Annotated in this window: 30 protein-coding genes; 4 read left to right on the top strand and 26 right to left on the bottom strand. The window is 39.0% G+C overall.

The window, feature by feature from the left end:
• Positions 1-128: 128 nt before the first annotated feature.
• The 4 genes from C9J29_RS05665 to panB form a co-directional block, all read right to left on the bottom strand.
• Positions 129-2,252, bottom strand: a complete 2,124-nt coding sequence (locus tag C9J29_RS05665; protein ID WP_089986581.1) for a 5'-nucleotidase C-terminal domain-containing protein — start codon at positions 2,250-2,252, stop codon at positions 129-131.
• Between the two features lie 272 nt (positions 2,253-2,524).
• Positions 2,525-2,908: an aspartate 1-decarboxylase gene (panD, locus tag C9J29_RS05660; RefSeq protein ID WP_107921773.1), complete on the bottom strand. Its 384-nt coding sequence runs from the start codon at positions 2,906-2,908 to the stop codon at positions 2,525-2,527.
• A gap of 2 nt (positions 2,909-2,910) precedes the next feature.
• A complete protein-coding gene (panC, locus tag C9J29_RS05655; protein WP_090001312.1) occupies positions 2,911-3,765 on the bottom strand; it encodes a pantoate--beta-alanine ligase in 855 nt (284 codons plus the stop codon).
• Positions 3,762-4,601: a 3-methyl-2-oxobutanoate hydroxymethyltransferase gene (panB, locus tag C9J29_RS05650; protein WP_107921772.1), complete on the bottom strand. Its 840-nt coding sequence runs from the start codon at positions 4,599-4,601 to the stop codon at positions 3,762-3,764. Before panB ends, panC begins: the two co-directional genes overlap by 4 nt.
• 419 nt (positions 4,602-5,020) lie before the next feature.
• Here panB and C9J29_RS05645 point away from each other — a divergent pair, with 419 nt between their 5' ends.
• The 3 genes from C9J29_RS05645 to C9J29_RS05635 are packed head-to-tail and all read left to right on the top strand — an operon-like array spanning position 5,021 to position 6,773.
• Positions 5,021-5,341, top strand: a complete 321-nt coding sequence (locus tag C9J29_RS05645; RefSeq protein ID WP_008181900.1) for a PadR family transcriptional regulator — start codon at positions 5,021-5,023, stop codon at positions 5,339-5,341.
• The gene (locus tag C9J29_RS05640; RefSeq protein WP_089986585.1) at positions 5,334-5,936 is read left to right on the top strand and encodes a DUF1700 domain-containing protein; all 603 of its coding nucleotides are present in this window, start codon (positions 5,334-5,336) and stop codon (positions 5,934-5,936) included. Before C9J29_RS05645 ends, C9J29_RS05640 begins: the two co-directional genes overlap by 8 nt.
• Positions 5,937-6,773, top strand: a complete 837-nt coding sequence (locus C9J29_RS05635) for a DUF4097 family beta strand repeat-containing protein (protein ID WP_089986586.1) — start codon at positions 5,937-5,939, stop codon at positions 6,771-6,773.
• Between the two features lie 57 nt (positions 6,774-6,830).
• Here the strand turns inward: C9J29_RS05635 and C9J29_RS05630 are convergent, their stop codons facing one another.
• The 6 genes from C9J29_RS05630 to C9J29_RS05605 all read right to left on the bottom strand — a co-directional run bounded on the left by C9J29_RS05630 (position 6,831) and on the right by C9J29_RS05605 (position 11,858).
• The gene (locus tag C9J29_RS05630) at positions 6,831-7,814 is read right to left on the bottom strand and encodes a biotin--[acetyl-CoA-carboxylase] ligase (protein WP_008181552.1); all 984 of its coding nucleotides are present in this window, start codon (positions 7,812-7,814) and stop codon (positions 6,831-6,833) included.
• A gap of 143 nt (positions 7,815-7,957) precedes the next feature.
• Complete coding sequence (locus tag C9J29_RS05625; protein WP_107921771.1) at positions 7,958-9,136, bottom strand: CCA tRNA nucleotidyltransferase; 1,179 nt, start codon at positions 9,134-9,136, stop codon at positions 7,958-7,960.
• Positions 9,123-10,268 carry an N-acetyl-alpha-D-glucosaminyl L-malate synthase BshA gene (gene bshA, locus C9J29_RS05620; RefSeq protein WP_008181556.1) on the bottom strand — a complete coding sequence of 382 codons (1,146 nt, stop codon included), beginning with the start codon at positions 10,266-10,268 and terminating at the stop codon, positions 9,123-9,125. Before bshA ends, C9J29_RS05625 begins: the two co-directional genes overlap by 14 nt.
• A 33-nt stretch (positions 10,269-10,301) precedes the next feature.
• Complete coding sequence (gene mgsA / locus C9J29_RS05615) at positions 10,302-10,706, bottom strand: methylglyoxal synthase (protein ID WP_008181558.1); 405 nt, start codon at positions 10,704-10,706, stop codon at positions 10,302-10,304.
• Between the two features lie 19 nt (positions 10,707-10,725).
• Positions 10,726-11,523 (bottom strand): 4-hydroxy-tetrahydrodipicolinate reductase, encoded by a 798-nt coding sequence (dapB, locus tag C9J29_RS05610; protein ID WP_090001307.1) that lies wholly within the window; start codon positions 11,521-11,523, stop codon positions 10,726-10,728.
• The gene (locus tag C9J29_RS05605; RefSeq protein ID WP_008181563.1) at positions 11,523-11,858 is read right to left on the bottom strand and encodes a nucleotide pyrophosphohydrolase; all 336 of its coding nucleotides are present in this window, start codon (positions 11,856-11,858) and stop codon (positions 11,523-11,525) included. Before C9J29_RS05605 ends, dapB begins: the two co-directional genes overlap by 1 nt.
• Before the next feature lie 115 nt (positions 11,859-11,973).
• Here C9J29_RS05605 and C9J29_RS05600 point away from each other — a divergent pair, with 115 nt between their 5' ends.
• On the top strand, positions 11,974-12,843 hold the full coding sequence (locus C9J29_RS05600) for a YitT family protein (protein WP_008181565.1): 870 nt from the start codon (positions 11,974-11,976) through the stop codon (positions 12,841-12,843).
• Between the two features lie 56 nt (positions 12,844-12,899).
• On the opposite strand, the gene C9J29_RS05595 is transcribed toward C9J29_RS05600, so the two are convergent.
• The 16 genes from C9J29_RS05595 to C9J29_RS05520 all read right to left on the bottom strand — a co-directional run bounded on the left by C9J29_RS05595 (position 12,900) and on the right by C9J29_RS05520 (position 26,760).
• Complete coding sequence (locus tag C9J29_RS05595) at positions 12,900-13,574, bottom strand: zinc metallopeptidase (protein ID WP_008181566.1); 675 nt, start codon at positions 13,572-13,574, stop codon at positions 12,900-12,902.
• A 60-nt stretch (positions 13,575-13,634) separates the two neighbouring features.
• Positions 13,635-14,231 carry a lipoprotein heptaprenylglyceryl N-acetyltransferase LhaT gene (gene lhaT / locus C9J29_RS05590; protein WP_008181568.1) on the bottom strand — a complete coding sequence of 199 codons (597 nt, stop codon included), beginning with the start codon at positions 14,229-14,231 and terminating at the stop codon, positions 13,635-13,637.
• A gap of 242 nt (positions 14,232-14,473) precedes the next feature.
• Positions 14,474-15,241, bottom strand: a complete 768-nt coding sequence (locus C9J29_RS05585) for a menaquinol-cytochrome c reductase cytochrome b/c subunit (RefSeq protein ID WP_004232669.1) — start codon at positions 15,239-15,241, stop codon at positions 14,474-14,476.
• 41 nt (positions 15,242-15,282) lie between these two features.
• Positions 15,283-15,957, bottom strand: a complete 675-nt coding sequence (gene qcrB / locus C9J29_RS05580; protein ID WP_008181573.1) for a menaquinol-cytochrome c reductase cytochrome b subunit — start codon at positions 15,955-15,957, stop codon at positions 15,283-15,285.
• A gap of 19 nt (positions 15,958-15,976) precedes the next feature.
• The gene (locus C9J29_RS05575; protein WP_025114703.1) at positions 15,977-16,483 is read right to left on the bottom strand and encodes a QcrA and Rieske domain-containing protein; all 507 of its coding nucleotides are present in this window, start codon (positions 16,481-16,483) and stop codon (positions 15,977-15,979) included.
• 154 nt (positions 16,484-16,637) lie between these two features.
• On the bottom strand, positions 16,638-17,087 hold the full coding sequence (locus C9J29_RS05570; protein WP_008181955.1) for a DUF2487 family protein: 450 nt from the start codon (positions 17,085-17,087) through the stop codon (positions 16,638-16,640).
• 146 nt (positions 17,088-17,233) lie between these two features.
• Positions 17,234-17,791: a ReoY family proteolytic degradation factor gene (locus C9J29_RS05565; RefSeq protein ID WP_008181956.1), complete on the bottom strand. Its 558-nt coding sequence runs from the start codon at positions 17,789-17,791 to the stop codon at positions 17,234-17,236.
• Positions 17,792-17,805: 14 nt separating this feature from the next.
• Entirely contained in the window at positions 17,806-19,074 is a 1,269-nt protein-coding gene (locus C9J29_RS05560) for a tetratricopeptide repeat protein (protein ID WP_107921770.1), read from the bottom strand.
• A 96-nt stretch (positions 19,075-19,170) separates the two neighbouring features.
• Entirely contained in the window at positions 19,171-20,457 is a 1,287-nt protein-coding gene (aroA, locus tag C9J29_RS05555; protein WP_008180386.1) for a 3-phosphoshikimate 1-carboxyvinyltransferase, read from the bottom strand.
• A 57-nt stretch (positions 20,458-20,514) separates the two neighbouring features.
• A complete protein-coding gene (locus tag C9J29_RS05550) occupies positions 20,515-21,612 on the bottom strand; it encodes a prephenate dehydrogenase (protein WP_089986589.1) in 1,098 nt (365 codons plus the stop codon).
• Positions 21,609-22,709, bottom strand: coding sequence for a histidinol-phosphate transaminase (gene hisC, locus C9J29_RS05545; RefSeq protein ID WP_089986590.1), 1,101 nt, complete (start codon positions 22,707-22,709; stop codon positions 21,609-21,611). The genes C9J29_RS05550 and hisC overlap by 4 nt, the downstream gene beginning before the upstream one ends.
• 18 nt (positions 22,710-22,727) lie before the next feature.
• Positions 22,728-23,096: a chorismate mutase gene (gene aroH, locus C9J29_RS05540; RefSeq protein WP_008180391.1), complete on the bottom strand. Its 369-nt coding sequence runs from the start codon at positions 23,094-23,096 to the stop codon at positions 22,728-22,730.
• On the bottom strand, positions 23,093-24,184 hold the full coding sequence (gene aroB / locus C9J29_RS05535; RefSeq protein ID WP_090001296.1) for a 3-dehydroquinate synthase: 1,092 nt from the start codon (positions 24,182-24,184) through the stop codon (positions 23,093-23,095). The genes aroH and aroB overlap by 4 nt, the downstream gene beginning before the upstream one ends.
• 3 nt (positions 24,185-24,187) lie before the next feature.
• On the bottom strand, positions 24,188-25,369 hold the full coding sequence (aroC, locus tag C9J29_RS05530; RefSeq protein WP_008180396.1) for a chorismate synthase: 1,182 nt from the start codon (positions 25,367-25,369) through the stop codon (positions 24,188-24,190).
• Positions 25,370-25,671: 302 nt separating this feature from the next.
• Positions 25,672-26,445: a CheR family methyltransferase gene (locus C9J29_RS05525; protein WP_008180397.1), complete on the bottom strand. Its 774-nt coding sequence runs from the start codon at positions 26,443-26,445 to the stop codon at positions 25,672-25,674.
• An 84-nt stretch (positions 26,446-26,529) separates the two neighbouring features.
• Positions 26,530-26,760, bottom strand: a complete 231-nt coding sequence (locus tag C9J29_RS05520) for a hypothetical protein (protein ID WP_008180398.1) — start codon at positions 26,758-26,760, stop codon at positions 26,530-26,532.
• Between the last annotated feature and the right edge of the window lie 41 nt (positions 26,761-26,801).

The following is a 26,801-nucleotide window of genomic DNA, read 5'->3' as shown; positions in this document are numbered from 1 at the left end:
AATATTCAATCCCTTATACTGCCGTACAATAAAAAACCGCAACCTCAGGGTTATCCTTAAGGTTGCGGAAATAGCGATGTGACATAATTTAAAGCGAATGTCGTTTGTAAGCTATTCTTTCGAAGGGATTATTGCTTTTTAGCAACATCAACAATACGACCTTCTGCTGTTGTTTTCACTTCTTTTAATGATAGTAATTGCTCTTGTAGGTTTTCCCAATCAGATAAGCCTAAATCTGTTACACGACCTTCTTCATATGCTTTAGCAAACATATCAAAGCCGTCTCCACCTTTAGCTGTGAAGGCATTTGTTGCCACAGTATATGTTTTACCATCTTCTAGTGCAACATACTTGCCAGTTGCTTTATCTAAATATTCGATTGAAACAACACGTGAGCCTGCTTCTTTTGATGAATCATATTGTAATTTTGCTCCACCAATGTGTAGGAAACCACCATTTTCTTTAGGTGCATTTTTCAAGGAAACTTCAAATGCTGCTTTAAGCTCAGCTCCTGTAGCATCCATTAATGCTAATGTGTTACCGAATGGTAATACTGTAATCACTTGTCCAACAGTTATATTGCCGGCTGGGATCGCTGCACGAATACCACCACCATTTTGTAGTGCCATGACAACTGTTTTATCCGTATATTTTTGTGCTTTTGCCAACATACCATCTGTAATGATATTACCTAGAGCTGTTTCATTGCTACGTACACTTTCTAAGTTTGTTTCAGTTGCACGTGGATTTGCTAACTCTTCAGTAATTTTCACACCAATTTCCTTGTTGTTGACTTCATCAATTTTTGCTTTATATGGCGCTAGTAATTTTACTAATGCTGCATCTTCAGCAACTTTACCAAGGTCGATTAATTCGCCACCGTACTTAGTGACAACACCTTTGCCATCAAATGTTACATCCAGTGTTCCTAAATATTTTACATACTCATTAGCTTGTACGATTAATGTTGCATCTTTTGCTTCGCCTACAGTGTTCGTATCTACAACAAATGGCTCGTCTAATTTTGTATGGTCATGTCCACCAACAATTATATCGATTCCTGGTACGTTTTTAGCTAGTAAAATATCATTATCTACATTTGGATTATCATTGTAACCAATATGCGTTAAAGCGATAATTTTATTAACGCCCATACCCTCAAATGCAGCTACTGCCTTTTTCGCTTCTTCAATATAGTTAGTAAATTTCACTTTACCTGGAGAAGCAATATCCAAAGTTTCTTCTGTTGTTAAACCGAAGATACCGACTTTTTCTCCATCAATTTCTTTTACAATACCTGAATAGATTTTACCGTTTTCAGGCTCACTTGAAACTAAATCTGTAAATAAACCTTTAAATTTATCATCCGCTGAGAAATCTGTATTGGCACCCACAAATGGGAATTTAGCACCTTTAACAAAGTCTGCAAGTGCTTGATGTCCTTCAGGTGATGAACCTAAATCAAATTCATGGTTACCAAATACCATAGCATCAAAGCCAATTTCATTTAATAGCGCTAAATCTGCTTGACCATGGAATTCGTTGAAGTATAAAGTACCGCTAAATGCATCGCCAGCATGTAATGTTAAAACATTTTTCTTTGTTTCACGTTGCTCTTTTACAGCAGTTGCTAGTTTCGGTAATTCATTTGCGCGTGCATGTGTATCATTCACATGTAGAACTGATAATGTAAATGCATCTTCCGGTTTTTCAGGCGTTTCTGTGTTTAATTTTGTGAGAGCTTCTGCAATCAATGTTGCTAGTTGTCCACGTGTTACGCTTTTACTAGCTTCGTGATTTTTAGCACCTTCTAATTCTGGTAAGTTAGGAATAGATGATAAGATTTTTGCCAAATCACCATGTGTAATCGTTTGGTTTGGACGGAATGTGTTGTCTCCATAGCCTGAAACAACTTTTAATCCTACTAATGCAGCGATTGGGCCGTAATACGTATTAGCTGTATCAATATCCTTAAAGTTTGGATTCACAACTTCTTTCGTGTCTAGCTTTAATGCGCCTGCAATCATTTTTGCAGCTTGTCCACGCGTGACATTTGTATCAGGTTTGAATGTACCATCTGGGAATCCACTAATAATACCTGCCGCATAAAGTGTCGAAATGCCCTTATAATCCGCATGACTTTCCTTTACATCCGAAAATGGACTAGCTGCTGATGCTGGTGCCGCTGCTACCGCTGTGATAGCCAATGCTGCTGCAGTAGCTGTTAAAAATTTATTACGTTTATTTTCCATTACAAATGATACCTCCACTAGTAAAATGATGTACTAACAACTAAATTCTACATAAATATCTCATAAAATACTAGAACATTTGTAAAATTTTAATTTCACAAACTAGTTTAATAGTTAGAAAAACAAAATTTTACCAGTACTTTTGTAGTAGTTTTAATCACATAAAAAAGGAGGATGGCTATTCGGCTACACTAATTGAGCCTTGCCATCCTCCTATTTAATTCAATTTCCAGCAACTTTCCTCATTGTTGATTCTGGACAATTCTCTTGTCTTACATCACCGTTGCTTCAGGCTCATAGGAAATCATTTCTTTAATCGTATTGCTTTCTCCCATAATGGCCACAGTCGGTCTATGATTCTTTGCCTCATCATTATCCACATACGCATAGGAAATAATGATGACAATATCGCCACGCTGTACGAGTCTTGCTGCCGCTCCATTCACACAGATTACACCTGAACCACGCTCACCTGCAATAATATACGTTTCAAAACGAGCGCCATTATTATTATTAACAACATGTACCTTTTCGTTTGGCAGCATACCGACTGCATCTAAAATATCCTCATCAATTGTTATGGACCCCACATAATTTAAATCCGCCTGAGTCACTGTTGCACGGTGGATTTTACTATTCATCATCATTCGTAACATATTTATAGTCCCTCTTTCAAAGTAAAGATACTATTATCAATTAAGCGAGTCTGCCCAATATACACAGCAGCTGCCAGCAATACTTGTTGTGTCGTTTCAGTCACTGGTATCAAATCTGGGTAGGCTAATAATTCAATATAGTCAATTCGGCCATGAGTTCGTGCCTGAATATGGGCTTTGGCCTTTGCTAATGCGTACCCAACCTCTCCAGTCGCTAAAAAGCTATCCTGAGCCAATTGTAGTGCTTCTTGTATGGCAGGAGCCTCTTCTCTTTCCGATTCGCTTAGATAAATGTTGCGAGAAGACTTCGCTAGCCCATCTTCCTCACGAACGATAGGTACAACACGCATTTCTAACGGAAAATTAAAATCACGTACCATTGTTGTAATAATGGCCACTTGCTGGGCATCTTTTTGACCGAAATAGGCTCTTGTTGGAAGTGTAAGGTGGAATAGTTTGGCTACAACCTGTAACACACCATCAAAATGACCTGGACGACTCGCGCCACAAAGAATCATGGCCTGTTCACCAGCATGGATACGAATTCCGCCATCCTGCGGATACATTTCTTCTACACTTGGAGCGAAGATAAGATCAACACCGACAGACTCTGCCAACGCAATATCTCTTGGCAAATCCCGTGGGTAACTTTCAAAATCTTCATTTGGCCCAAATTGTGTGGGGTTAACGAATATACTCATAACAACTAAATCATTTTCTGCACGTGCTGTTTGAGCCAATGTTAAATGGCCTTCATGTAAATATCCCATAGTTGGAACAAGGCCAATAGTTTTATGGGCTTGTTTTGCTGCCTGAATTTCAGCTGTTAATGCTTGTATCGTTGTGATGACTTTCATGATTTGATGCCCCCATATAGCTGGTCTAGCGCATCCTCTTTCATTGTGAAGAAATGCTTTTGAGCTGGGAAAGCACCCTCTTTGACTGCTTCCACATAGCGAACCATTCCTTCACTTGCCTCTTTCCCCATATCCGCAAATTGTTGAACGAACTTTGGCACATGGTGTGAGCCATAGCTTAACATGTCATGATAAACTAACACTTGGCCATCTGCTTCGACACCCGCTCCTATACCAATAGTTGGTATTACTAGACTAGTAGACACCATTTCTGTTAGCTGATGTGGGATACATTCTAAAACGACCGCACATGCACCAGCCTTTTCACACTGCTTGGCATCCTCAATCAGCTGCGTTGCCTGTTCTGCCGTTTTCCCCTGTACCTTATAGCCACCAATTACTCCCGCTGATTGTGGCAGCAAGCCTAAATGAGCAACCACTGGAATTCCTGCAGCTGTTAGCTTTCGAATGACCGGAATGACATCACCAGCCCCTTCCACTTTTAAAGCGTCAGCACCTGTTTCTTGCATCATATAAATGGCTGTTTTCAATGTTTCATTGACATCACCATGATAGGAACCAAATGGCATATCCACTACAACAAAAGTGTCCTTTGCCCCACGTCGCGTTGCTTTCGCATGATGGATCATATCTGCTACAGTCACTGGCATTGTAGAATCATAGCCAAGGACAACCATTCCAAGTGAATCCCCTACAAGAATCATGTCTACATTAGCAGCCTCTGCAAATTTAGCGGCTGGATAATCATAGGCAGTCACCATCACAATTTTCTCGCCTGCCACTTTCATCTTTAAAAAATCTGTTGTCGTTCTCATTTTGTAGTCCTCCTTTTTAAGGGAAGAAAACAGAAAAAACCCTCGGTTCCAAAATGGACAGAAGGGTTGTGTTTCATTCGTTAGCAAAAAGCCTCTGCTTAACTCAGCAAGAGGTACTAGCTTCACTTAGAAAGTAAGCTACTTTTTGAACGCATTGTTTTCTTCCGTCCCTGTCATATAGATCAAGGCAGATATTTGTTAGTATGAGATCTTACGTTTTGAAGGTGCCGTTCACAATGGATACTGCCCTTCAGCACATACTATAACAATAAAACTTGTAATCTTCAAATATTATTTTCTAATAGTAAAAACATTTATTTATAAAATTTGACAATCAATGCTATACGTCATATACTATCCACATACTATATGGCATATAATATAAAATGAAGTATAAGTAATGAATGTGAGGTGGAAAGATGACATTTCAGCTTGGCTCAGCTTTACTGGATGCTTGTGTATTGGCCATTGTTGACAAAGAGGATGCTTATGGCTATTCCTTAACGCAGCAAGTACAATCAGTCATGGATATTTCAGAGTCTACATTGTACCCCGTATTACGTCGCTTACAAAAAGCAGATTACTTAACTACCTACGATCAGCCCTATCAAGGTAGAAATAGACGCTATTATCAAATTACCGAGCATGGCCGTATACGCTTATTAGAGCTTTTAAAAGAATGGCGTGTCTATAAGGAAAAGGTTGATTGTGTACTTTTAGGAGGGAATATAGATGGATAGAGCTAGTTATTTGAAAAAGCTACGAGGGAAATTACGGCGCCTTCCTGCGCAAGAGCTAGAGGCTGCTCTTGCCTATTATGAAGAATACTTTGATGAAGCAGGAGAGAATAATGAGCAGCAGGTTATTTCAGAACTAGGCTCCCCTTCTCATGTTGCCTCACAAATATTGGCTGATTTTGCCTTAAAAGATTTAGAAAACACTTCGGAGAAATCGACTAAAAAGAATATGACAGCTTTATGGCTTATTATTCTTGCTATACTTTCTGCACCACTTTCTTTACCACTTCTTGCAACAGCTATCGCCCTTATATTATCATTTGGTGCTGTCATTATTAGTTTGATTTTTGCGATTGGAGCAGGTATTTTAAGTATTTTTATTGGGGGAATTGCAGCCCTTATTTCAGGCCTCTTTATTTTAACAGAGCATTGGCCAACCGCCTTATTATTTATGGGTATTGGCTTAATCATTACAGGGTTGAGTGTCTTACTCTTTCCATTCGTTGCCCGTTTTATTAAGAAAACCGTCCTTCTCTCTGTAGAAACATTGGGCAGATTGTTCCACAAAATAACGAAAACAAGGAAAGGGGGCTTGTAAATGGCTTCTAAAAATTCCCTTATTGCGATGACCATCATTGCGTTAGGTGTTTTACTAGCATTGGTCGGCTATTTTTCAGGCGGTCGATGGTTCATTATCAAAGATGAGGATGGCATTCACGTGCCAGGAAGCAATAAACTAGTTAGTGAATCGTATAACTTAGATAAGTTTACTAGTATAAATATAGCGAATGATTATGGGGATATTACCGTTGTCGCCACTGAAGACCAATATAAACTAGAAACGAATGTACTCGAACAACAAGACGTCTCATATCGTATTGAAAATGGAACTTTACAGATTGAAACAAAGGCTAAGAAAAAAAACGGGTTTGAATTTGGTTTCTCAAGCTTTTCTTCTCCCTCTATCAAAATCTATGTTCCAGCAAATACTAACCTCAAGTCGATTGTAATAGATAGTGATTTTGGCGATACAACACTTCGTGGTTTGCATTATCAACAGCTGAATCTGATGCAAAATTATGGAGATATTACCTTTAACAACATAACTGGAGAGAACACAGAGATTACACAAGACTTTGGTGATTTAACTTTCAAGCAATATTCTAGTAATGGTGTAAACATCGAAAGTGAACATGGTGATATTCATATTGCTGGAACTTTAAATGGGACATCAACCATTACATCTAGCTTTGGGGATGCAACACTTCACTTACAAAATAAACAAAGTGATCTTGGTTATGAAGTAAAAACAAGTTTTGGCGATATAACGGTTAATGGCACAGAAGAAAATGGCTCAATCACTCAGCTTTATAAAGGCGATGACCAGCTGAACGTTTCTTTATCTCACGGTGATGTCAATGTTTCACTCAAATAATAATAACAATTGAAGTCATCAAAAAAGCTGCAGGTACGCACCTTGCAGCTTCTTTTTTTATAGTATTTTGATATCTCCTGCATAAATGGTTCGGACCAATCCATCATCTTGTGTAAGCTGTAGCACCCCATCATCTGTAATTCCACTAGCAATTCCTTCAAATCGCTCTCGTATAGTCGTCACCTCAATACGTTGACCAATTGTACAAGACAGCTGCTCCCATAGGGTTTTAATACTGGCAAAGCCTTCTTCGATATATAACTCTGTAAATTGCTCTAGATACTGTAAAATTAAGGCTACAAGTGCCGCACGATTAATTTCTTCTCCTGCTTCTAATCGTAGTGAAGTAGCAATATCCGCAATATCCGGTGAAAAATCAGCCGCCTCCTGGTTAACATTTATTCCAATGCCAACTAGCAATGCCTGAACCAAATCTGCCTCTGCCTGCATCTCCGTCAAAATACCTGTACATTTTTTACCATTAATTAATAGATCATTTGGCCATTTAATAGTTGGCTCAATATCGCTATATAGTGTTTTAATGGCCATTGTGACAGCGACTGCTACGACAAGCGTAAAAGAGGATGCCTGTTGAGGTGTGACATCAGGTCGAACGATAACGGTCATCCAAATACCACTACCATGAACTGATTCCCATGGACGAGCCATCCGACCGCGTCCTGCTGTTTGCTCTTCACCAATAATGACTGTGCCATGTGGTGCGCCTTCCTGTGCCAGCTTATGGGCAATCGTTTGTGTTGAATCTACGACATCGAAATAATGAATTTCTCTTCCGAAATGCTCTGTTTTTAAAAAAAGTTCAATTTGTGTGGGACTTAAACTATTTGGTACACCCGTTAATACATAGCCTTTTTTCTTTATTGTTTCAAATGTGTAGCCCTCTTCTTGTAACGTCTGCATATGTTTCCAGACAGCCGTCCTTGAGACTCCAAGAGAATCCGCTAATTCTTGACCTGAAACAGCTTCTCCATTGGCAGCTAGTATTCTTTTTAAAATTTCATCTTTCATGGACATTGTCATGTTCACATCAATCCTTTTGTAAACTCTGCTTTTTATGTAACTAAATTTAATCATACTGTAAATCAACTGAAATGACCATCAGTGATATAAAAAACAAGCCGTCCCACACTTTCCTGAGACGGCTTGTTGTAAGGTATATATACTCATGTTTCATGGAAATAGTTATGCTTCAGCCATTTTTTTATCTGCTGCTGATCATTTGCAAGCTCATTATGAATAATCGCTTCGAGTATGTCCTCTAATGCTTCTTTTACCCAAGGGCCTCCTTTTTTGCCAGACCATTTAAGTAAATCCGCCCCATTCACCGCAATTTCTTGCTTTTGTCGAATCGGCAGCTTGTCCTGCAATATACGAATAGGCTCACTTGGTAAACAAACGTCCGCTTGGAGCAGTTTTGCAAAATATATCGCTGCTTCCAGCTCCTGTTCTTTATAGGTAAAATAATGGGAGTTTGTCCAGCCACTTTTTAACGCTTCATATGCTGTCAAAACAGATTTAACAAACGCCATTTCTTTATTGGACAATCGATAATCCCGCAAAATCTCGCGCCAGTTTGCTCCTTGAAGTAGCGCAAAATAGGCCCAGCCCACATGCTTGTCCTCAGTCTGAAATTCATACCAGCGATCAACCTGAAAACTCCCTTGTAAATACGCTGCCAAGCCACTTTCCTCTAATTTTTGTAGGCCACTAAAAACAGTCGTTCCTAGCCATAGCTTATCTAGCTCTGCCTTGATTCGCTCTTTCGCAATAAAAGCGATATCGGCCGCTCTATGTTGTATCGCCATCAATGTATCTTCCGCTATTGTGAAATCAAGCTGCGCTGAAAAACGGATTGCTCGTAACATGCGCAAGGCGTCCTCAGCAAAGCGTTTTTGAGCATCTCCAACAGCTCGAATAATACGAAGATCAATATCTTGACGACCACCATAATAATCAACAAAAGAGCCATCACGTCGCATAGCGATGGCATTCATTGTGAAATCACGGCGTTGTAAATCATCTTGTAGAGAGCGAACGAATTGCACTTTATCTGGTCTTCGATGGTCTGTATATTCCCCATCTGTACGATAAGTAGTTACTTCAACTGGCCCAGCAGGTACGATAACAAGTACCGTCCCATGCTGAATTCCAATATCAACTGTTCGTTGAAAAACTGTTTTTACCTCTTCAGGCAACGCATTTGTCGCTACATCGACATCATGTGCAGGACGATTCAGTAAAGCATCTCTAACAGCTCCACCTACAATAACCGCCTCAAAGCCTGCTTGTTCTAATTGTTCTATTACTGAATAGGCTGTTTGCCATTCTTTATTGTTTTGCATGATTTCTTTCCGCAACCTTCTCGTACAGATTTTCGTATTGTTCTACAATTTTGGACGAGTGGAATTTGTCACTGACTGCATGAATGGCCGCTTCTCTGAAACGCAGTAATTTTTCCTCATCTTGCAATAACTGAACAGCATATTCAGCGACGGCTTCCGTATCTCCTAATTCCACAATAAAGCCGTCCACGCCATGTTCAATGACTTCCGGGATACCTCCTACATTTGTTCCAATACAAGGCACTCCACAAGCCATTGCCTCTAATAAAACCAATCCAAACGATTCCTGCTGAGATAGTAACAGCTTTAGGTCACTAATTGCATATAGTTCAGCTAAATTTTCTTGCTTCCCTAAAAATAGAACATCCTTCATATATGGACTTTCCTTTACTTGGTCCATTACACGATGTTTTTCTGGCCCATCACCTACTAATAAGAGTTTCGCCTTCACATTAGTACGTATTTTCATAAAGGCGTCAATGATATGCGGAAGATTCTTAATTTTACGGAAGTTAGAGACATGGATGAGGACTTTTTCATCTTCTTGTATACCAAATTGCTCTTTTAGGTTTCCTGAATTACGAGGGAAGTACTCACGTTCATCCACAAAGTTATAAATTGTTTCAATGGGCTTAACTGTATCAATTAATTCATAAGTTTGTTCTTTTAATGCATGTGACACGGTCGTCACAATATCAGATTTATCAATCCCATACTTAATGGCCTGTGAAAGCGTAGAATCCTGCCCAAGCACCGATATATCTGTGCCATGAAGTGTTGTAACGATGCCAATATCTCGCCCACTCATTTCACGTGCTAGCACAGCACATACTGCATGTGGAATTGCGTAATGCACATGCAACACATCCAACTCTTCATCCTTGATGACGTCTGCCATTTTACTCGCTAATGCAATATCGTATGGTGAATATTGAAACACTGAATAATTATTAACTTCGACTTCATGGAAAAAGACGGTTGGATAAATTTTATTCAATCGAAATGGTACGCTTGAGGTAATGAAATGAATTTCATGTCCTCTTTCTGCAAGCATTTTGCCTAATTCTGTTGCTATTACACCAGAGCCTCCAACTGTTGGATAACAGGTAATGCCGATTTTTAGCTTTTTCATTCGATGATCATCCTTTCTAAATCACGTCTTTTATTAGTTACGTCTTTCTTGTATCAGTCTCCAATCCACAAAGCCTTCTTGTAGGCCTTTTAATAATATTTCTGCTGTCCCCATATTTGTCGCCAGTGGCACTTGGTAAACATCACAAAGACGGATAAGTGCAGAAACATCTGGCTCATGTGGTTGTGCTGTTAATGGATCACGGAAAAAAATAACCATATCCATATCATTATTGGCAATCATTGCGCCAATTTGTTGGTCGCCACCAAGTGGACCTGAACGAAAACGTGTTACCTCTAAACCAGTGGCTTCAATGACACGCTGTCCTGTTGTACCGGTAGCATAAAGTGAATGTTCAAGCAAAATTTCTTTGTAAGCAATAGCAAACTGTACTAAATTATCTTTTTTACGATCATGTGCAATTAATGCGATTTTCATATAGCTTCCATCCCAATCTTTAGATGATGTTTTCTAAACCATAAACAAGCTGATCCATTTTCATAACCTCTTCTACGCAAAAGGCAATGCCTGACATAAAAGAATTTCGATTCAATGAATCATGGCGAATCGTTAAAAGCTGCCCATCTCCACCAAATAATACTTGCTGGTGTGCCACTAAACCAGGTAAGCGAACAGAGTGAATGCGCATGCCTTCAAAATCTCCACCTCTTGCACCTTCAATGGTTTCTTTTTCTTCTGGATGCCCCTGAGTCTTTTGCGTACGTACCTCTTGAATTAGTTGAGCCGTTTTCACTGCTGTTCCAGATGGTGCATCCAGTTTTTGATCATGATGCATTTCAATAATTTCTACATCTGGTAAGTATTTGGCCGCTTCTTTCGCAAATTTCATCATCAGGATAGCGCCAATCGCAAAGTTTGGTGCAATAATGCAGCCCAACTCTTTTTCTTTAGCAATGGTTGATAATTCTTCTAGTTGTGCGTCAGTAAATCCTGTTGTACCAATTACAGGTCGTACATTTAAATTCAATGCTTCTTTAGTATGATTATATACAGCATGTGGGTTCGTTAAATCCACTAATACGTCTGGAGAAGTTACTTCTACAAGATCATGCATTTCCGTAAATAAAGGTACTGTATAGCTCGCTGGGAACATGTCTAAATCAGCTAATGTTCTTCCTACTTCCTTATAATCTAGTACAGCTACTAATTCCATTTTGTCATGTTTCATGACCGTATGTACAGCCTCAGCCCCCATTTTTCCTCTTGCTCCTGCAATAGCTACACGAATCGACATCATTCTTCATCCTTTCTCGTCCAACGATCCTTATCCCTTGTTTCAAATTTATGTATGACTCTTAATAGAGCTTCATCTAATTTAATGCCCTGAGCATTGGCAAAGCATACTAAAACAAAGAAAAAGTCACCAAGCTCTTCTTCAATACTGTTTATTTCCTCTGTATTCTTTTTCTTTTTTTGTCCATATACATCCTGAACCTCGCGAGATAGCTCTCCTAATTCCTCTGTTAAACGAGCTAGCAGTTCGAAAGGTGGGAAATATCCTTCTTTAAATTGTCCTATATAATTATCAACACGCTGTTGTAATGCTTGCATAGTTAGTTGATCGGTCATTTAAATCACACTCCTATTTACCATCCTATATAATTTACACCGTTGTTGTCAAAACCAATAAAATGTCAGATAATAGATATCACTACTTCATTTGTTTGGAACTACAGGAGGTCAAATGTTAAAACAGATTAAAATACGTAATATTATCGCAATAATGCTCGGAGCAGCCATTTTTAGCTTCGGCTTTGTTCACTTCAACATTCAAAATCAGCTAGGTGAAGGTGGACTAAGTGGAATTACACTCATACTATACTTTACATTAGGATGGGACCCCGCCTTAATGAACCTATTATTAAATATTCCCATGTTTATAATTGGTTATCGATTACTCGGAAAGAAATCTTTTGTCTATACGCTTGTTGGCACTTTATCTGTTTCTCTTTTTCTAAAGATTTTCCAGAAATATCAGTTTACCATTCATTTAGAAGATGACATGTTACTCGTTGCTCTGTTCGCGGGTATATTCGTTGGTCTTGGCCTAGGAATTGTCTTCCGCTTTGGTGGCACTACCGGTGGCGTCGATATATTGGCACGACTTGGGCATAAATATTTTGGCTGGAGTATGGGTAAAACGATGTTTGTCTTCGACGCCATCGTCATCATCCTTTCATGGCTTACATTCTTAGATGCGCGTTCCATGATGTACACATTAGTCGCTGTATTTGTTGGTGCTCGTGTTATTGACTTTGTACAGGAAGGTGCCTATGCAGCGCGTGGTGCTCTCATTATATCCGAGAAGTCAGGTGTTATTGCGGAAACAATTGCCCTACGAATGGAGCGCGGGATCACTATATTAGAAGGTCATGGACACTTTACTAAACAGCCTAAGGAAGTTATTTATTGTGTGATCGGTCGCAACGAAGTTGTACGCCTAAAATCCATTGTTCATGAAGTGGATCCGCACGCTTTCGTTTCTATTATAGAAGTACGTGATGTGGCAGGAGAAGGCTTCACTCTTGATGATCAAAAACAACCGCTTCATTAAGTGTTTGAAGATAAAAAACTTGTTATAGTGGTGTACCACCATAACAAGTTTTTTTCTTAGTCATCGCTACGCATATTCGTAAAAATTAAAATTAAACGTAATAACTCTAGTACAGCTACCGCTGCCGCTGCTACATATGTTAATGCTGCAGCACTCAATACTTTTCGTGCTGGTCGTTCTTCTTCATTTGTAATAATGCCAAGCGAATTCATTTGAACTAATGCTCGCTTTGAAGCATCAAACTCCACTGGAAGTGTCACTAATTGGAAAACAACACCTGCTGCTAATAATATGATACCTAAAAGCAAGAAATTCGTACTACTTGCAAAAATACCAATCATTACAAAAATCCAAGACGCATTAGAAGAAATATTTGCCACTGGGACTAGCTTACTACGTAATGTAAGCATAGAATAAGCTTCTTTATGTTGGATGGCGTGACCTACCTCATGGGCAGCTACCGCAGCACCTGCAACACTCGCTTCATAAAAGTTACTTTCTGATAAAGCAACTGTTTTGGTTGCTGGATTGTAATGGTCAGACAACACACCTTGTGTTGGCACAACTCGTACATCATATAAGCCGTTCGCATCTAAAATCGCACGCGCTACCTCTGCACCTGTTTGGCCCTTCATTGTACGTTGTTTCGCAAATTTATTATACGTGCCTTTTACTTTCATTTGTGCATAAAGTGGCAGCAGCATAATAATAATAAAATAAACAATATACATGCTTGTTGACAATATTCTAACCCCTTTCTACCTCGATACTATAATTCTATAATTTATACCCTAATTCGGCAAATATTTGCGCCACCTAATTGAGAAAATCGCAAGGAGAATACATGCAATTGATAACCAAAATGTAAAGTAGCCAATATAGCTTGTGTACTTGACTAAATCCCCATACATAGGCATTTGTCCAAACACATAGTCAATGACATCATTATGGAGCGTCCAGACAGCTGCTATCACTACATGCCAATAAGTGAATACATATTTCTTCATATATAATATAGCTTGAACGGCCATTGCAAAATGTGAGCCAACTAGCATCCAACCTTGCCAACCGATCGATCCTGTTTCAACTAATGTCCAAATATTCATGACATCAGCCCACAGACCGTATTTCACTAATGTTACAAGCGCTAATACTTCCATTAGCGGCCATCTTTTTCCCATAATCCAAGCCATTAACACAAAGCAAAAGAATAAGCTAGCTGTCGGGCTATCAGGAACAAAAATATAAAAAATAGGCTTAGTCATGGCTAGCTGCCATCCATACCAATAATAGCCATAAATTGTGCCTAATAGATTAATAATAAGTAGCGCAATTAAGAATGACTTATGGTTTAGAAGATACCAAAGATTTGCACGTGTTATTTGCATAAATTCAACTCCTTGCGCTTTACTAATAATTCTTTGTTATGTATAGGGAAAATTCTTATTTCCAGGTGAAATTATTTCCACAACTTCAATATGTGCTAATGGATTGAATTCATTCGCTTTTATCTATTTTTCGACATTTTTCGCTAAATTACTGAGGACAAGGGAACCTTTTCGGCTAGCTTTCAGTCCCAATATTATAACAAGGTCGAAAAAAAAGAGCCAGTTTCCTGACTCTTTTACTATTACTCAGCTTTTAAACTTTCGATAAATTCAGCAAGTTTCTGAAGATCTTCATCTGAACCTGTCCATAATCCTGGTGGCATGTTACCACGACCATTATGAGCAATGTCCTTAATTTCATCAGCTGTTAATCCCGTGTTCATTAGAGATGGTGCACCTGCTCCACCTTCTAAGCCTTCACCGTGACATGTAATACATGCTGAACCAGCGTATAGTTTATAACCTTCTGATTCTTTATCGAATTCAACTGTTTCTACGATTGCACCCATAGCTTTTTGAGCTTCCCAGTCGTGGTTAACAACTGACTCCCAAGTTAGGTAGAACATAGCAGCTAGAGTTAATAACATAAACGCTGTCGGTAATGGACGTTTAGATGGACGACGTTCTGGACCCTTGTCTAAAAATGGCATTAATAATAGCGCTCCAAATGCAAGACCTGGAATTACAATTGCTCCAATTACATTGTATGGACCAGAAGCAAATGAGTATTTTAAAAGTTGATACATGAATAAGAAGTACCAGTCCGGTAGCGGTGTATATGCTCTAGTTGGATCTGCCGGCCCTTCAAGTGGTGACGGGTGAGCGACAGTTAATAATAAGTATCCAATTAAAAATACAGCACCTACCATCCATTCCTTCAGTAAGAAGTTCGGCCAGAAAGCTTCCGTCTTACCTGGATATTCGGAATAATCCTTTGGAACGTTCGGCATTCTGTGATTCGCTTTAATACGAGAATCGCCGACAAATTTCATTCCTTTTCCGCGATGCATAGTGTCCCCTCCTTTTAAAGATCATCGAACCGTCAAGACAATCACAACGGCCCTGAAATTCCTTGACGACGAATCATGATAAAGTGTGCTGCAAGTAACCCAAACAATACTGCAGGCAAGAAGAATACATGAATCGCAAAGAATCGAGTTAACGTTTGAGCACCAAGAATTGTAGTGTCACCCGCTAATAATACTTTAATCATCGAACCGATAAACGGTACAGATGCTGCAATTTCGATACCTACTTTAGTAGCGAATAATGCTTTCATATCCCATGGTAATAGGTATCCTGTAAAGCCAAGACCCATCATTACACCAAAAATACCTACACCAACCATCCAGTTTAATTCACGAGGTTTCTTATAAGAACCTGTGAAGAATACACGAAGTGTATGTAAGAACATCATTACGATAACTAATGAAGCTCCCCAGTGGTGCATACCGCGCACGATTTCACCAAACGCTACTTCGTTTTGTAAATAATAAACTGATTTCCAGGCATTCACAACGTCTGGTACATAATACATTGTTAGGAACATACCAGATAGAATTTGAATTACTGTGATGAAGAATGTTAATCCACCGAAGCAGTAAACGAATGCTGAAAAATGATGTGCAGGGTTAACGTGCTCTGGCACTTCGTGGTCGGCAATATCACGCCAAATAGGTGTAATATCTAGGCGTTCATCGACCCAATCATAAATTTTATTTAGCACTGTTGTCGTACCCCCTTACTTATTTAACTAGAGTATTTGCTTTAGCTGGACCAATCATTAAATAGCCATCTTGTTCTTGTACTTCAAATTCATCCAACGGACCTAGAGGCGGTGTACCTGCAATGTTTTTCCCGTTTTTCTCATAACGTCCTGCGTGACATGGACAGAAGAATTGACCTGGGTGTGCAGAATCTCCATTCCAGTCAACCATACATCCTAAATGCTTACAAACAGGTGAAAGGGCAATGATTTGATCGCCACTTTTATAAACCCAAGCTACATCTGTAACCTGTGATTTGTACCATGCATCCACTTGTTCATATGAAAAGTCAACTTTTACAGGCTCTTCAGTCAAGTCAGCGATTTTATGCTCTGTTTTTACAAAATCTCCACCCTCATGCTTTTGTAGCACAGGATCAATTGCAAAGCGAAGCATTGGCATTAGCATACCTGCCGCCATAAATCCACCTACACCAGTAAGAGTATAACTTAGAAATTGACGACGTGAAACTCGATTATTACTCATTATTTTCCCCCCTCTAACTTAAAGGTCAGTCCAACGGACATACTTTTACAAATAGTAATACTAGGACATATATATGATATATCAAGTCCATAGCTTGGTCAATATAGCATTCTGTGGAAAGCTGGAGAATGTGAACATTTATTGAAACTAATTGTTAAATCTGTGCCCATTTGGTCGAAAGCATCGGAACCACTTGTCGTAATTGATCTTCGAGAATGGATTTTTTCACACCTGCATCCATACTTTCTAACGGAATTGCTGGTAACCAAATAATATTTACTATATCTCCAATATTTGTCCAAGAGTGGTCACAAGTAATGAAGAACACATGCTTAAAGCCAGCATTATGTAATTGTGTTTCAAATTGCTTCGGTAATTCTTCGTTTTTTAAAGAAGCCATATAAGAAAAAGGTGGCATGACTAGTAAACGGCCTTTAAACTGTTGTTCTATGAAAGAAGTTAAAGACATTAGAAAATCTACCTCAGCACCACTTTGTTTCATTTTCTCAGGAGCCAAATCGATGGATATGAGCGGAACTATCGCAGTATCGATGAAATCCTTCTGTCCCAAAAACGATGTCACATCGTTTGCATTAAAGTACATTCAACAAACCTCCTTTGTCGCATAATAAAAAATGCCCTTTTCCACTCTTCAAATAGGATACCCAATTAAAAGTGAAAACAATCATTCATTCACTAGTAATGTTACCATATTGAAGTGGGTAAAGGACATTCAATTTTTACCTATAACTAAGGTAAATTAGCCGTTTCCTTTAATGCTTGTAACAAATTAGACAATTCATAAAAACGTTCTTCATCTCCCTGATCGAGGGCTTCATCAATTTGTGCAAGTAATTTTTCTTCTTGGAATACGAGTAAGCTATTGGAAAGCAGTTCTTCTGCCAGTAAACGATCTTTTTCACTAACTAATAGTGTCTCTGGCATATAAGGGTTTTCTTCTAGAACTGCTAAGTATTGTGCACTTGGTGGTATATTTGGAAAATTCAACTGTATATACATATCTTCTTGCTCGTGTAAGCGTAAATCATGGAAAGACTTTTCGGCGTCTGCTGTCATTACATTGCCTTTATAGAAACGAAAAGGAACACCTGTTGAATCAACTGTTGACATCACCATTGCTCTCGGACAATAGTGAGCTTCTTCCACGAATCGGATTCGTTTTAATAAGTCATCATTGCTAAGTAAGTAATTTAAAATCCAAACACACTCACGACGTTTCAATTGATAATTTTTTAAAAACCATCGAACAAATGCTTTTTTATCAACAACTGATACAGAAGCAGTCATACCCACTCCCTCCTTTACTCAAATTCTAAGGCTTCTAACTTCTCTTGCCATTCTGGTTCACCTGGTTGAATGTTCATTAATTGTTCAAGAACCACTTTCGCCTCTGAACGTTTTCCTTCCTCTAATAAAAAGTACACATATTTTTCTAAAAATGTTGCGTCTTCCTTAAAATCATTATATGCCAAACGGTAAAATTCGTATGCACGGTCGTACAATTCTAAATTTTCATATGCCTCCGCCGCAAATGGGTATAACGTGCTCCATTCAAAATCATTTTGCTGTAGAGTCTCAAATAATTCGATAACATCTTCATTCCGTTCTTGTTGACCTAACACAGAAATAAGTGCTAATACGGCTTCCATATATTCAGGATCTAACGCTATTGCTTCTCGTAAATATTGCTCTGCATCTACTGGCAAACTATTTTTCAATGCCATTTTCCCAGCAAATAAATAGAGTGTTTTATCATATTCATCGCGCTTTAATCCCTCTTGGATTGCCGCATAGGCTTTTGGATTTTCCTCTGTCATCGCATAGCTTTCTGCCAGCAATAAGTAAGCTGAGAAGTAATCAGGATCTAACTCTTTCAATTCCTCTAATTGTTTAATAGCCATCTCGTATTTTTGGGATTGGAAGGCTGAATACGCAGCACCAAATAAAATATCCGGTTTTACCTCATCGTCAAGCGCCTTTAAATAGTAATCCAATGCCGTTTCGTAGGCAGCCCCGGCACGATAAACCTCCGCCAATCGCTCCACAAGATGAATACCAGCAAATTCAGCTTGTTGTTCATATAATTCTTCATACAATCTTGCAGCTTCTAAAAAACGACCTGTTTCAAATAACAGCTCAGCTTTGGCAAAATGCAGTAATGGCTCGTCTGGTAAAATTGCTAGTGCTTCATTTATACGTATCTCAGCTACTTCAAATAACCCCTGCATCTGATAATAATCAGCTAAAACTAATAATGCTTGAGGATATTCTGGTGATGCTTCTTCAATTTCAAGCAATAAATTTAATGCTTCATCTTCATCACCAAGCTCCATTAAAACATTTGCACGATCTATTTTTAACTGTGCCTCTTCTGGGAATAAAAATTGTAAATGCTCCAGAACGCGGTCAGCTTCTTTCATGTACCCATATTGCATAAAAATTTCTGCAAGTGCGTAAATTTCCTCGGGTAGCTCCTTCACTAAAAATGTTTCAAGTAGCTGATCTATTAATGCTAAGTCTCCCTGTTCAAGTGCTTGCATCATTTCAGTCATCGCATTGTTCACAGTCATTCACCTATTCTTTCTTTGATACCTTTATGCTACAAAACATTTACCACCGAAACAAGAAAAAACTCCCCAAAAACTTGGAGAGTCAATCTTCAATTGTTACCTTACTGCCTCAATATGTTCAAAGAATGATGGATACGATACAGCAATACACTGTGCATCATCTAAAGTGACTGAGCCTTCGGTAATTAAAGCAGCCACAGCACCCATCATGCCAATTCGATGATCGCCATATGTTTTGAGACTTGCACCTTTCAATGGTGTTGGCCCTTCAATAATCATACCATCATTTGTTGCTTCGATGTTAGCACCCAGCTTTTTTAATTCAGTTACAACCGCTGTAATACGATCTGTTTCCTTTACTTTTAACTCTTCGGCATCTTTAATAATCGTTTGACCGTGTGCCTGTGTAGCAAGTAAAGCAAGGATTGGTATTTCATCAATTAAACGAGGAATCAATTCTCCCTCGATTGTTGTACCAGATAAAGTAGATGTTTGAATTTGAATGGTCGCTGTCGGTTCAGCTTGACGATCATCATTTGGGATCACTGTCATCGTTGCGCCCATTTTTGAAAGAACCTCGATAATTCCATCACGCGTTGGATTAACGCCAACATTTTCAAGAGTTAATTGACTAGTATTGCAAATTGCCCCTGCCACTAAGAAAAAGGCTGCTGACGAGATGTCCCCTGGTACAGAAACATGGGTCCCACTTAATGTTTGTCCACCCTCTAATGAAACGACTCCATCCTTCACTTCGACATCGGCACCAAATTGACGCAGCATTCGTTCAGTATGATCTCTTGACACTTCTGTTTCTCTAACAATCGTTGTACCCTCAGCACGCAAGCCTGCAAGTAATATAGCAGATTTAACTTGAGCACTTGCTACTGGCATTTTGTAATCAATGGCCTGTAGTTTTGTACCTTGAATGGCTAATGGTGTATATTGACCGTCTGCACGTCCCGTAATATGGGCTCCCATTTGACGCAGTGGATCAATGACGCGTCGCATTGGTCGCTTGCCGATTGATGCATCCCCTGTCATGACTGAATGAACTGTAGAGCCTGCTAAAATTCCAAGCATTAAACGTGTAGTTGTACCAGAGTTACCTGTATATAACACGTCAGTAGGCTCCTGCCAGCTATTCATCCCTGGACTTTCTATCGTTACATTCGTTCCTTCCACCTCAATATGCACACCAAGCTTCTGGAAGCAATCAATGGTACTTAAACAATCTTCCCCAAGTAAAAAACCTTCTACTGTTGTTGTCCCAGTAGCAATGGAACCGAACATCACAGAACGGTGAGAGACCGATTTATCGCCTGGAACAGTTAGTGATCCCTGTAAAGATGGCTTATTGTATTGTAAAACTTTTTCACTCATTAATTTTTCCCTCCAATATGAAGACAGAAAGCGCCGTAAAGCCGACGCTTTCTTTTTCTATGAAATATACGTTTCAAAATTGGCACGTTTTTGAATACATGCTGCGGCACGTTCACGGTCATTTTCGCTTTGGAAACTAATGACCAAAATACCGAAAACATCCTCTCTTGACTCGACAATCCTTAAATTCGTAATACTTATTGCCTCATCAGCCAGCAAACCTGTTACCTCGGAAATGACACCTGGATAGTCTGGAACATCTACGTATAAGTCGAACGCTGTATACATAGCTCCTGCGCTAATTGGTAATTCATCTCTCAGTTCTTTGGCAATAGAAAAATAGTCTTCAATATCCCGAGAAGTACCATTCGTCAGCAATTCCTTAATACGGCCCATTTCTTTTTCCCAGCCTTCTAGCTGAGTCAGTAGCTCATCACGATTTTGTAAAGTGATATCTCGCCATAAAACCGGGTTGGAAGAAGCTATACGCGTGACATCACGGAAACCACCCGCGGCAAGGGAGCGAGTCATAGGGTATTCCCCATTCTCCTCTCCTAATTGATGCACAAGGGAAGCTGCAATGATATGTGGGAAATGACTTACCACAGCTGTCATATGGTCATGCTCATTTGCAGAAACACTAACCACTTTTGCATGCGTGAATTTTAAGAGGCTTTCCAGCTGTGCCATATGAACAATTTCTTCACCAGCAAGCGGTGTAAGCATATAGTATGCATTTTCAAAAAGATGCGCCTTTGCAGCTAATACGCCACTTTTATGTGAACCTGCCATTGGATGTCCACCAATAAACGTAATGCCAAGTTCACGTAATTCGCCAGCTTTTTGCATAATTAATTTTTTTGTACTTCCTGTATCTGTTACGATGACTTTATTTTTTAATGGCCATGATTTTAATTGCTCCATCCATTCAAGCGTTGCATTAACTGGTGTACCGAAAATAATGATATCGACATCACCTGCAATTGCCTGTGGATCCGTTACAGTGTCATGTACAATATTTAATGCTTGCGCATGCTCACGCGTTTGAGCATCCATGTCATAGCCAATAATCCTTGTGTCTGGTGCCTTCTGTAAAGCAAGGGCGATGGAACCACCGATTAATCCTAGCCCAATAACGAGCACATTGCGTGTCATGCAAATACTCCTTGCTCTTTTAATACATTGTCAAGTTGAACTAGCAATGCTGCATTTTGGGCTTCAGTACCGATTGTAACACGGATAAATCCTGGTAATCCTAAAGCATTACCACTGCGCACAATAAAGCCCTTTTTCATAAGCTCTTGGAAAATGACATCACTATCAGCCTTTGTATCAAAGAAAATAAAGTTCGTATCAGATGGGAAGTATTTTAGATTATGTTTTTCACAGAATTCAACATATTGCTTTTTACCATTTTCATTTGCTTCACGACATGCTTCTATATATTCCTGATCGCTTAGTGCAATAGCAGCTACAGCTTGGCTTAAACTCGTATTATTAAACGGACCTCTGACCGGATCAAGCTTTTCAATGACAGTTGGCTGTCCAATCGCATAGCCAACTCGGAACGATGCCAAACCATATGCTTTAGAGAATGTACGTAATAAAAGAACATTTGGATATTGATCGATGATTGGTAGAGTATCCTTATGTTCAGGATGTGTCACGTATTCAATGTACGCTTCATCTAATACGACAAGTACATCATTTGGTACCTTGGCAAGGAAGGCACGTAAAGCCGTATCTGGAATTACAACACCAGTAGGATTATTCGGACTACATACCCATACGACAGCTGTTCGATCATCAATTGCAGCCGCCATTGCATCTAGATCATGTGCACCCTCTACACAAGCAATTTTACGTATTTCAGCACCTTCAATTTCAGCATTATGCCAGTATTGGGAGAATGATAGATCAGCCATAATGGTATTTACCCCTGGATACAACAATGCACGAGTAATAATAGCAATGATATCGTCAGAGCCGTTACCAAACAGAAGCTGTGTCTCTTGAACGCCTAGATGATTTGCAACAGCTGTACGTAAATTTTGTGCATAGCCATCTGGATAAAGGGCATGATTCACTGCATTATTTTGTAAATATGCTGTCACCTTAGGTGAGCATCCAAATGGATTTTCATTTGATGCCAATTTAATCACTTCTTTTAAGCCATATTCACGTTGCACTTCTTCAATTGGTTTTCCTGGTTTATACGCTTGCATACCGTCCAATTGTTGTTTCCACTTCATCTAAAACATCTCCTCTACTTATTTAGCTTGTGCTAAATCTGGTCTTAATTTCACTGCATCATTGAGATACAAGTGCTTCACGTCTTTTTGTGCTACCTCTACATTTGCATGAATTAATACTCGAATACATAATGGTAGTGCATTCGGCACATCCATTTCATGTGTACACATTACTGGAACATATTGCCACCCTTCCATCAAGCGTACTGCACGAGCAGGAAATGCTGAGGTAATATCCGGCGTAGTAGAAATTAAAATGGATGCAATATCATCTATTTCTACATTATTTGCTGCCACAACCTCACGCACTAATCTTGCTGTCTCATCCCATACAAGCTCTGGCTTGTCAGATTCAATTGTAATTGCCCCTCTAAGTCCACGAATCATACAAGCACCTCCGCTAATAACTGTCTATATTCGGCATCTACTTCTTGGCATTCTTCTAAATCAATTGCCCGCACAAATGGTTTACCAATTTTTTCCAATAAAACAAATTGTAAAATGCCATATTCCGTTTTTTTATCTTTCATTAAATAGCTTGTTAATTGTTCAAATGTATAGTCATTAACAGCCTCAAAAGGATAGCCATTTTTAACTGCAAATTGTAAAAACGCTTTGCTAAACGAACGATCTAGCTCCCCATAACGTTCACTCAATAATAAGCAATACACAAGACCAATCATGACTGCCTCACCATGAGCTACTTTTCCGTAGCCTGCAGCTGCTTCAATCGCATGTCCATATGTATGGCCCAAGTTTAAAAACTTTCGAACAGATTGCTCTGTTTCATCCTCGGCTACAATTTTTGCTTTAACCTCAATCCCTTTTTTTAACTGACTCGCTAATTCCTGCCGATTAAAATGTATAACGGAATCTACTGCCATTAATTCCTCTAACCATGCTGGATCAGAAATCATCGCATGTTTGATTAACTCAGCTGTTCCTGAACGGATCTCGCGTACAGGTAAGGTTTCAGAGAAAACTGTATCGTAAATAACACCTTCTGGCTGATAAAATGCACCAATCATATTCTTTCCTAATGGATGGTTAATAGCGGTCTTCCCGCCTACTGCTGAATCATGCGCCAAAATAGTTGTTGGAATTTGAATAAATGGAACTCCACGCATATAGGTTGCTGCAACAAACCCCGTTAAATCTCCAACAGCCCCGCCACCAAAAGCAAAAATAAATGATTTCCGCGAGCATTTTTGCTCTAGTAAAAAAGTTTGAGCTGCATAATATTGCTCAAAGGTTTTGCATGCTTCGCCACCAGGCAAAATAAACACTTCAAAATCATATGGGAAATTTGCCTTGAAATAGTCTCCCTGTGCCTCCCATACATGAGCATCTGTAAAGACAAACAGTTTATCTGCTTTTTTTAGCTGATCCGCAAATGTTTGAATAGCTTTAGTAAGAAATCGATGGCCAAGTACAACCTCATAATGATGTGATTTTGTTGCAACTGGAACACGCATAAATTAGAACCCCTTCGTATATTGACGATGTTCATCAATTTGAGCTTTTAGTTGTGGTAATTGATCACTATGGAATTGCTCCAAAATAACATTCGCTATTTCCCAGGCAATAACATGCTCAGCTACTACTGATGCCGCTGGTACCGCACAGCTGTCAGAACGCTCAACGCTTGCTTTAAATGGCTCTTTTGTTTCGATATCCACACTTTGTAATGGTTTATATAATGTAGGGATTGGCTTCATTACACCGCGTACAACAATTGGCATACCAGTAGACATACCACCCTCTAAGCCACCAAGTCGATTAGTCGCACGTGTATAGCCTTCTTCTTCAGTCCAAATAATTTCATCATGAACTTCTGAGCCTTTACGACGTGCCATCTCGAAACCAAGCCCAAACTCAACACCTTTAAATGCATTGATAGATAGCATCGCTGCAGCCAACTTAGCATCGAGCTTACGATCATAGTGTACATATGACCCTACACCTGCTGGCATACCTTCCACAATGACTTCAACAACACCGCCGATAGAATCGCCAGCTTTTTTTGCTTCGTCAATCGCTTCTACCATCTTGGCAGAAGCGACAGGATCTACACAATAGCAAGGATCCGCTTCTACGATGGCACGAATTTCATCGACTGTTTTCCCTTCCACTAAAGATGTATCAGCCTTAATTCCAACAATCTCCGTAACATGTGCGACAATGGAAATACCTAATTCATTTAATAAAGCCTTCGCCACTGAGCCGACCGCTACACGTACAGTTGTTTCACGAGCTGAAGAACGCTCTAATACATTTCGTAAATCACGATGTCCGTATTTCATGCCACCAACTAAATCCGCATGGCCTGGACGAGGTCGTGAAATTTGACGTTTGATATCCTCAGGATTCACATCTTCTGCTAATGGCTCAGCACCCATAATTTTTGTCCAATGCTTCCAATCATCATTGGTTACAACTAATGCGACAGGTGATCCAAGTGTTTGTCCATGACGAACGCCTGCGACAATCTCTACTGTATCTGTTTCGATTTGCATGCGTCGTCCACGTCCATGACCTCCTTGACGTCGTTTTAAATCGTGATTAATTTTTTCTGCTGTAATGGGTAAGAGTGACGGTAAACCTTCAATAATAGTTGTTAGTTGGGGGCCGTGTGACTCACCCGCTGTTAAGTAACGCATAAACGCTTTCTCCCTTCAACTCGCTAAAGTATGTATTTTTCACTATAACATATATTCTTTAAAAAAACAGTCCTTTTGCAAATGTCTTTTAAGTTCATTCTATTTACATAACCTAAATGCGAATATTCTGAACGACTTGCATAAAACCTTACTACACTACTGAAGTGAAGTGCTAAAATTTATAAAAAATACGCCTTTGCTTAGGATAAGCGAAAAGCGTACGAATTATCTATGTTAATGCTTTAGTTACTATATGTACATGATGAAACCAGTCATTTGTACAAAGCTTTTCATTCATATTATTAACTGTTTTTTCGATAGAAGAATGTATCCTCTACTTCAAATTCGTAACGAGATGGATTAAAAATTTGCTCTGTCGATCCTACAAATAGTATGCCATCCTTGCGTAAGGCTTTACTAAAATCGTTATAAATTTGATCCTTGGCTTCTTCCGTGAAATAGATCATTACATTGCGGCAAACTATTAAATCATAATTGCTATCATAGGTATCATTAAGCAAATTTTGTTTTTTAAAGGTCACACAACGCTTAATCTCATCCTTCACGCGGTAGAAGGAGCCCTCTTGTTCAAAATATTTAGCTTTAATGTCATTTGGCACTTCTGCTAATGAGCGTTCTGGATAGACACCTAATTTCGCTTTTTGAATGACATTTTCATCTAAATCAGTAGCAATAATTTGAATTTGAGATAAAGGCACTAATTGAGATAAGACCATTACTAATGAATACGGCTCTTCTCCTGTTGAACAAGCAGCACTCCAAATTTTTAAACGCTTATTTGTTTGTAATAGCTTAGGTAATATTTTCTTTTGCAATACGTCCCAACGCTTTCCATTACGATAAAATTCAGAAACATTAATCGTCATACGATCTAAAAACTCATTCATTAAATCACGATCTTGTTCAAGTACCTTTAGAAAGTCAACAAAATTTCGATAACCTTTTTTTTCATAAAGTGAGGTTAATCGTCTTTTCATTTGCGCTTCTTTATATAACGCTAAATCTATTCCTGTTTTGCGCTTGATACCTTCTATAAACTGTTCATAATCAGACATATGGTCATCTTCCCCTCTAGCGTCGTAGTTCCATTATAGCGGAAAAGAGACAATCCTGAAATAGTCTTTCTCATGTATACCCATCTACTTGCTTGAGTTTTGTTTTTCCTCTAATAGTAGCACCTTCGACTGTTCTAATTCAAGGCGCATTTTTTCCGTTTCAATCGTATAGGTTTCTAATCGAAGTTTTTCTAATTCCACTTCTTTTTCGATAGCCTTTAATTTAATTTTTTGCTGTCTCGTACGGGAATCTGTAAAAATCCCAGCTAAAGAAATAATAACCCCACCAATAATCGCTACAATGGCAATTGACAATACGACCACTTCCTTTCGTTATTCAAATTATACGGCAAAAT

Origin of the sequence: Lysinibacillus fusiformis, from assembly GCF_003049525.1 — a bacterium.
GTDB lineage: Bacteria > Bacillota > Bacilli > Bacillales_A > Planococcaceae > Lysinibacillus > Lysinibacillus fusiformis.
This window is presented reverse-complemented; position numbering and strand designations above follow the sequence as displayed.

Coding starts and splice junctions, on each gene's coding strand:
- C9J29_RS05595 (WP_008181566.1), bottom strand. CDS start 13,574: ATGTATATTGTTTATTTTATTATTATTATGCTGCTGCCACTTTATGCA.
- C9J29_RS05575 (WP_025114703.1), bottom strand. CDS start 16,483: ATGAGTAATAATCGAGTTTCACGTCGTCAATTTCTAAGTTATACTCTT.
- aroB (WP_090001296.1), bottom strand. CDS start 24,184: ATGCGTGTTCCAGTTGCAACAAAATCACATCATTATGAGGTTGTACTT.
- C9J29_RS05640 (WP_089986585.1), top strand. CDS start 5,334: ATGGATAGAGCTAGTTATTTGAAAAAGCTACGAGGGAAATTACGGCGC.
- C9J29_RS05550 (WP_089986589.1), bottom strand. CDS start 21,612: ATGACACGCAATGTGCTCGTTATTGGGCTAGGATTAATCGGTGGTTCC.
- C9J29_RS05635 (WP_089986586.1), top strand. CDS start 5,937: ATGGCTTCTAAAAATTCCCTTATTGCGATGACCATCATTGCGTTAGGT.
- panB (WP_107921772.1), bottom strand. CDS start 4,601: ATGAGAACGACAACAGATTTTTTAAAGATGAAAGTGGCAGGCGAGAAA.
- aroC (WP_008180396.1), bottom strand. CDS start 25,369: ATGCGTTACTTAACAGCGGGTGAGTCACACGGCCCCCAACTAACAACT.
- panD (WP_107921773.1), bottom strand. CDS start 2,908: ATGTTACGAATGATGATGAATAGTAAAATCCACCGTGCAACAGTGACT.
- dapB (WP_090001307.1), bottom strand. CDS start 11,523: ATGTCGATTCGTGTAGCTATTGCAGGAGCAAGAGGAAAAATGGGGGCT.
- C9J29_RS05525 (WP_008180397.1), bottom strand. CDS start 26,445: ATGTCTGATTATGAACAGTTTATAGAAGGTATCAAGCGCAAAACAGGA.
- C9J29_RS05600 (WP_008181565.1), top strand. CDS start 11,974: ATGTTAAAACAGATTAAAATACGTAATATTATCGCAATAATGCTCGGA.
- C9J29_RS05630 (WP_008181552.1), bottom strand. CDS start 7,814: ATGACAATGTCCATGAAAGATGAAATTTTAAAAAGAATACTAGCTGCC.
- mgsA (WP_008181558.1), bottom strand. CDS start 10,706: ATGAAAATCGCATTAATTGCACATGATCGTAAAAAAGATAATTTAGTA.
- aroH (WP_008180391.1), bottom strand. CDS start 23,096: ATGATTCGTGGACTTAGAGGGGCAATTACAATTGAATCTGACAAGCCA.
- hisC (WP_089986590.1), bottom strand. CDS start 22,709: ATGAAGTGGAAACAACAATTGGACGGTATGCAAGCGTATAAACCAGGA.
- panC (WP_090001312.1), bottom strand. CDS start 3,765: ATGAAAGTCATCACAACGATACAAGCATTAACAGCTGAAATTCAGGCA.
- C9J29_RS05605 (WP_008181563.1), bottom strand. CDS start 11,858: ATGACCGATCAACTAACTATGCAAGCATTACAACAGCGTGTTGATAAT.
- C9J29_RS05625 (WP_107921771.1), bottom strand. CDS start 9,136: ATGCAAAACAATAAAGAATGGCAAACAGCCTATTCAGTAATAGAACAA.
- lhaT (WP_008181568.1), bottom strand. CDS start 14,231: ATGCAAATAACACGTGCAAATCTTTGGTATCTTCTAAACCATAAGTCA.
- bshA (WP_008181556.1), bottom strand. CDS start 10,268: ATGAAAAAGCTAAAAATCGGCATTACCTGTTATCCAACAGTTGGAGGC.
- C9J29_RS05565 (WP_008181956.1), bottom strand. CDS start 17,791: ATGACTGCTTCTGTATCAGTTGTTGATAAAAAAGCATTTGTTCGATGG.
- C9J29_RS05560 (WP_107921770.1), bottom strand. CDS start 19,074: ATGACTGTGAACAATGCGATGACTGAAATGATGCAAGCACTTGAACAG.
- C9J29_RS05585 (WP_004232669.1), bottom strand. CDS start 15,241: ATGCATCGCGGAAAAGGAATGAAATTTGTCGGCGATTCTCGTATTAAA.
- C9J29_RS05665 (WP_089986581.1), bottom strand. CDS start 2,252: ATGGAAAATAAACGTAATAAATTTTTAACAGCTACTGCAGCAGCATTG.
- C9J29_RS05570 (WP_008181955.1), bottom strand. CDS start 17,087: ATGTACTTTAATGCAAACGATGTGACATCGTTTTTGGGACAGAAGGAT.
- C9J29_RS05645 (WP_008181900.1), top strand. CDS start 5,021: ATGACATTTCAGCTTGGCTCAGCTTTACTGGATGCTTGTGTATTGGCC.
- aroA (WP_008180386.1), bottom strand. CDS start 20,457: ATGAGTGAAAAAGTTTTACAATACAATAAGCCATCTTTACAGGGATCA.